This is a genomic window from Paenibacillus sp. P22, assembly GCF_000469945.2.
GTDB classification, from domain to species: Bacteria; Bacillota; Bacilli; order Paenibacillales; family Paenibacillaceae; genus Paenibacillus_O; species Paenibacillus_O humicus.
Genome location: NZ_CBRA020000264.1, coordinates 1 through 4,576, shown reverse-complemented (window position 1 = coordinate 4,576; position 4,576 = coordinate 1). Strand labels below are relative to the sequence as shown.

Sequence of the window (4,576 nt, the reverse complement as noted above, 5' to 3'; positions counted from 1 at the left end):
GGGGAGCTGCTGGACCGGGGAGTCCAGGTCCGGGCCTACGATCCCATCGCGATGGACAACTTCCGCAGCCATTTCGGAGGCGGAGCGGGACGGGTGGAATGGTGCTCCGGCGCGCTGGAAGCCGCCGCTGGAGCCGATGCGGTCTGCCTGCTTACGGAATGGGAGGAGTTCGTCTCCATCGACCTTGCCGAGCTTCGCGCGATGCTCCGCCAGCCGGTGCTGATCGACGGCCGCAATGCTTTCCGCGAGCAGGATCTCGCAGGCACGGACTTCGTGTACTACTCGGTCGGACGTCCCGGCATGACCCGCGGCGTGAAGGACCCGGTTCCCGAGCTGAGCTACTGATCTCTTCCAGCCCGCCCAGGCAAGCCCGGGCGGGCGAAGCTGCGGGACGAACCGGGAGGGAGCCGCGATTTCCAGGCAGTCTCCGCTGCCGTACGTACGCAGCCTTCAGGCATAAACAAGCGATGGAGAAAACAATTCCAAGAGGTGAAGATGCAATGACATGGAAAAGAAAAATGACGTTGTCCACACTGGCCGCCGTCCTGGCGTCAGGCGCTGCTGCGGCTGTTCCTCCTCGGCCAGCAGCCGATATCGGGCTGATCGGCCATGCCTATGCGGCCGGCAGCCTGCCGCAGCCCGGCACGATCGACCAGGCGCTGGCCCAGTTGTATGCGCTTCACGCCGCTCTTCTGGCCGGAGATCCGGCCGATTACCGGGATGTGCTGAATTTCCGCGAGGAGCTTCGCTCCCTCGATCCCGCGGCGGAGTTCGCTCTCGCGGCTCCGGTATGGGACAAGATCCAGCCGAAGCTGGCGGCGACCGAGGATCTGGAGTTCATCAAGAGCAATCTGTTCCTGCTCATGAGGGACACGATAGCGCTGCTGTACGCGCCCGAGGCCTCCGATCTTCAGGCGATCCGCTCCAATGCCGATTACCGCCGCGCTCTTGTGCCGATCGTCCGCGCGGGCGGAGTCGACGACCTCACGATGGACGAGGTGGTCGAATTCATGTATGGGAACGGCGCGGGCAAGCGCGGCGTCGAGGGCACGATCCGGGAGTTCGTGTCCCGCCTGAGCCAGCCTGAGCTGATGCAGCTGCTGTTCATGCCGGAGAAGCGCAACGAGCTCATGCTGCGGGTGCTGACGGACATGCTCGGCCGTACGGGCGACTATGCGTTCAGCCGCATGCTGCAGGCCTACGGCATTACGGGCGCGGATCTGGTGAAGGTGCTCGGCAATGCCCAGGAGCGGCTGCAGCTGGAAAAGCCTGCGGGAACGGCTCTGCTCGTCGCACTCATGAGGATGACGAGCTCTGAGCTTGTCAAGGTCGGCAATGGCGGACGCATGCATCAATATTCGCTGCTGCTGAACGGCATCGCCGCTCCGGAGGGAGCGATCCGCTGGTATAAAATCGAGGGCGATGACGATGTGCGGGTGTTCGTGAACGGGCTGGTCACCATTCCGGACGACTCGGCGGCGGGAAGCGCGCTTCTTCAGGCGAAGCTGATCAATCCTTACGGAGGACCGGAGAAGATCGTGTTCGAGAAGAGAATTACGCTGTCGGCGGAATCGGGGGCGACGCCGAGTCCGAGTCCGGATCCGGGCGCAAGCCCGACGCCGGGCCCGGGAACGAGTCCAAGCCCGGATCCGGGCGCAAGTCCGACACCGGCTCCGACACCGACGCCGGATCCTGGAACAGGCGGAGGCTTCCCTGGATTCCCGGGCTTTCCGGGAGGAGGCTTCCCGGGCGGAGGAACGCCGGGCAGCGGCAGCGGATCCGGCTCCGAATCGGGCAACGCCGGACCGGGAAGCATCGCCGAGCGAATCCGCTCGATCGTCGAGCAGTATATCGCCCGGATTGAGGCGATCCGCAGGGAGCTGGCCGCTTCTCCAACGCCGGCGCAGCGGATCGCGCTCATCCGCGAGGCGTTCAAGGCTGCCCAGGAAGCGCTGGATGCGATCGCCAAGATCAATCTGACGGCGCTGGAGCCCGACCCGGCCGGCCTGTCCGGCATCAAGTGGGATTCCGCCGATGCCCTGGCCAGCCTTGCGGCCGTGTCGGAGGCGGCGGCTTCGGTCAAGAGCGCGCTGGAAGGGCTGGATGGATCCGGCTCCGACCTGACCAAAAAGCTGCGCGTCAGCGTTCAGCTTGATGCCGGATCGGCCGGCAGCAGCTGGTCGCTGGAAGTTCCCCAGGAAGCTTTGACCGCTGCGCAGACATCCGGCATCCAGTACATCGGACTGGCCGGCGGCGGCGCGCAAGTGTCGGTTCCCGTGGACGGCCGCAGCGGCGACCTGCAGATCAGCCTAACCCATGAGGATGACAGCGAAGTCCGGAAGGCCACCGATCTTCCGCTCGCTTCGGGCGGATATTCGTTCAAAGTCCGCCAGAATGGACAGGCTTCCGCAGCGGCAGCCAAACCGCTCCGGCTCTCCTTGCCGGTATCGGCGGACAGCGCGGGCAGCGACCTGCTCGGGCTCGTGAGGATCCGTGCGGGACGAGCGGTCGATTTCCAGGCCGGGACGGTATCCTCGGTATATGAAGCGGATGTGCTGGACTCGGCGGCGGTTTATGCCGTCGTGGAAAACAAAGTGGAATTCACCGACTTGGCGAACGCCAAATGGGCGGAGACGTCCATTCAAGGCATAGCCGCCAAAGGAATCATGACCGGCGTAGCTGCCGGCAAGTTCGACCCGTCCCGGTCGGTTACGAGGGCGGAGATCGCCAAGATGATCGTCCGGGCATTCAATCTGGAAGGATCGTCGGCTGACATCGCGTTCAAAGACGTGAAGGCGACCGACTGGTTCGCTCCTTACGTAGCCGCTGCCGTCGCAAGCGGCATTACGAACGGACGGAGCAGCGACAGCTTCGCTCCGGGCGCCCCGGTCAGCCGGCAGGAGCTTGCTGTGATGGTGACAAGGGCGATGCAGGCGGCAGGCGGCTATCCCGCTCTGACGAACCCGGATGCGGCGCTGGCCGCCTACAAAGACCAGGCATCGGTAGCGGCTTCCTTGCGTCCGGGCGTCGCTCTCGCCGCACAGCTCGGCATCGTCGGAAGCGGCGGCGTTCTCCAGCCGGCGAAGCCGGCATCGAGAGCCGAGGCCGCCGTCATTCTTTACCGGACGCTGAAGCAGCTTCAATCCTGATTGGCCTCTACGGTTGTTTTGCCGGCAGCTGCCGGCGGACAGCCGTTTTGCGCTTAGGCAAGGAAATCGCGAACGGGGAGGGCATGGCATGAAAACCAGACGAATCGCGGCCGGGCTGGCCGCTTGCGGATTGCTCGGAGGAGCTGCCTTCTACTCGATCGGCTGGGCCGGGGAAAAGGCGCTTGGACTGCTTGCGGATCCGTCGCTTGCCGGCATTCAGGAGGAGGCTGGCGCCAGTGCGGGGGCCGTCCCGCCCCGCTCCGGAGCCGAGCCCACGGATGCCGGACATCAAGGCATCGCGACAGGGAATTCGTCCGCCGGTCCTTCCGGTCCTTCCTCTGCTCCGGAAGCTCAAGCGGAATCGGCTTCAGCCGTCGGCAAGGCTTCATCCGGAGCTCCGGAAGACCGGGGAGGGGGACTGTCGGTGGAGGAGGCCAGGCAAGCAGGGAAGAAGCTGTCCCTGTCGGAGAAGGCGGAAGCGCTCCGTATTTTGACGGGAAGCCTGGGAAGCAAGGAAATCGCGGTCCTCAAGGAACTGGCTAAGGGAGGACTCAGTCAGGACGAGAAACGGGAGGTCAAGGAGCTTCTGCTGGAGCAGCTGGCGCCGGGCGACTACAACCGGCTCTCGGCGCTCGCCTTCAAGGCTGGAGCGGGAGGCGGAGGCAAGGCGGAGCAGGTCAAGCGCTGAGCAGGCGATCCATATCAAGCAAGGGGGAACGAAGGATGAAACGGATTGCAAGGAGGAAAGCGGCGGCTTATGCCGCGGCAGCGGCTATGCTGGTCATGGGGACAGGGGCGGGCAGCGCGGCGGCAGCCGCTGCGAAGCCGGCTGCAGCTGCCGCTCAGGCGGCGGTGAAGGCGGAATCCATCGGAGCGAAGCTGGTCGTCGACGGCAAGCTGCAGAAGCTGAAGGAAGGAAATTATATTTTAATGGAAGGAGGCAGGGTATACGTTCCGCTGCGCGTCGCAGCTGCTGCGCTTGAATGCAGGGTGGAATGGGATTCCAAAACCCGGAGCGTGTCGCTGTGGACGCCGTCCGCTCGTCAGCGGCAAGCTGTGGAGGGGAAGGCCGGGACGGTCTACACGGTCCCGTCAGCCCCGGCCGGCCATAAGATAAGCCTGACGGATGCGAGGGCATCGTTCTACGCCGATGGCAAGGCAACTGTATTGCCTAAGGATCAGCGGGCCTATATCGCCGAGGGCACGATCTATGTTCCGCTGCGCTTTCTGGCGGAGCTGTCGGGCGCGGCCGTCCAATGGACATCCTCGAGCCAGCTGATCGAGTTGTCGCTGCCAGCCGCAGGCGGGGCGGGCGGCAGCTCGGAAGGCGGCCTCAGCGGCCCTGGCGAAGGCTCATCCGGTGCTTCCCCGGACAACCCGGGCTCGGCTGCGGGGAGTCCGGAGTCTCCTCCGGCCTCCGGCAGCTC

Annotated in this window: 4 protein-coding genes; all 4 read left to right on the top strand. The window is 65.0% G+C overall.

Annotated features, from left to right (window positions below; all coding sequences use genetic code 11):
* The coding region (locus BN871_RS25310) for a UDP binding domain-containing protein (RefSeq protein WP_048749869.1) at positions 1–345 on the top strand (345 nt) is incomplete at its 5' end.
* A gap of 155 nt (positions 346–500) precedes the next feature.
* Positions 501–3,149, top strand: a complete 2,649-nt coding sequence (locus tag BN871_RS25305; protein ID WP_048749867.1) for an S-layer homology domain-containing protein — start codon at positions 501–503, stop codon at positions 3,147–3,149.
* A gap of 88 nt (positions 3,150–3,237) precedes the next feature.
* Positions 3,238–3,837 carry a hypothetical protein gene (locus tag BN871_RS25300; protein ID WP_021879727.1) on the top strand — a complete coding sequence of 200 codons (600 nt, stop codon included), beginning with the start codon at positions 3,238–3,240 and terminating at the stop codon, positions 3,835–3,837.
* Positions 3,838–3,872: 35 nt separating this feature from the next.
* A partial coding sequence (locus tag BN871_RS25295) for a copper amine oxidase N-terminal domain-containing protein (RefSeq protein ID WP_048749865.1) occupies positions 3,873–4,576 on the top strand: 704 nt, incomplete at its 3' end.

Bases quoted from the DNA above. Each gene is read 5' to 3' on its own strand.
- BN871_RS25305 (WP_048749867.1), top strand. From the start codon at position 501: ATGACATGGAAAAGAAAAATGACGTTGTCCACACTGGCCGCCGTCCTG.
- BN871_RS25300 (WP_021879727.1), top strand. From the start codon at position 3,238: ATGAAAACCAGACGAATCGCGGCCGGGCTGGCCGCTTGCGGATTGCTC.